This is a genomic window from Leisingera sp. F5, from assembly GCF_001593695.1.
In genome coordinates, this window is the sequence record NZ_LUKH01001480.1 from 1 (window position 1) to 1,003 (window position 1,003).

Sequence of the window (1,003 nt, forward strand, 5' to 3'; positions counted from 1 at the left end):
CCCCGAGGATGAGGCCCTCGCCAGCTTGCGCGATGCCCTGAACGGTGCGGAGGATGGGGAGATCTTTGCAGAGCGCCGCAAATCCGAAGCGCTGTCCTTTGATGACGGGCGGCTGCGCAGCGCCAGTTATGATGCCTCCGAAGGCTTTGGCCTGCGGGCGGTGAACGGTGATGTAGCCGGGTATGCCCATTCTACCGACGTCTCCATTGCGTCGCTGAAGCGGGCGGCAGAAACGGCCCAGCTGGCGATCGGAACCGGCGGCGGCACCTATTCGGATGCACCGCAAGCCACCAACGCCAAGCTGTACACCGATGCCGACCCGATCAGCGCCATGCCGTTTCCAGTGAAGGTGGAGACCCTGCGGGAAGTCGATGCCTATGCCCGTGACCTGGATCAACGCGTGGTTCAGGTATCTGCGTCTTTGGCCGCCTCGCTGCAGGAGGTGGAAATCCTGCGGGCGGACGGAACACGGGTGCGCGACATCCGCCCGATGGCACGGTTCAACGTGTCGGTGATCGTCGAAAAGGACGGCCGCCGCGAGGGCGGCTCGGCCGGCGGCGGCGGGCGGCTTGGGCTTGACGGGCTGGTCGACCCTGAACACTGGCACGCCCAGGTGCAGGAGGCATTGCGGATCGCGCTGGTGAATCTGGACGCGGTTCCGGCACCGGCGGGCGAGATGGATGTGGTGCTTGGCCCCGGCTGGCCCGGCATTCTGCTGCATGAGGCGATCGGCCACGGGCTGGAGGGCGACTTTAACCGCAAGGGCTCCTCGGCCTTTGCAGGTTTGATGGGCCAGCAGATTGCCGCCAAGGGGGTCACCGTGCTGGATGACGGCACCATCCCGGACCGGCGCGGTTCGATCACGGTGGACGACGAGGGCACCCCCAGCCAGAAAACGACGCTGATCGAGGACGGCGTGCTGGTCGGCTTCATGCAGGACCGCCAGAACGCGCGGCTGATGGGGGTCTCTCCCACCGGCAACGGGCGGCGCCAAAGCTATGCC

The 1,003-nt window shown here is 66.5% G+C and carries 1 protein-coding gene; it reads left to right on the forward strand.

What is annotated here, in order from left to right:
• Window positions 1–1,003: metallopeptidase TldD-related protein (locus A2I95_RS42410; protein ID WP_291738217.1), on the forward strand; the 1,003-nt coding region annotated here is incomplete at both ends.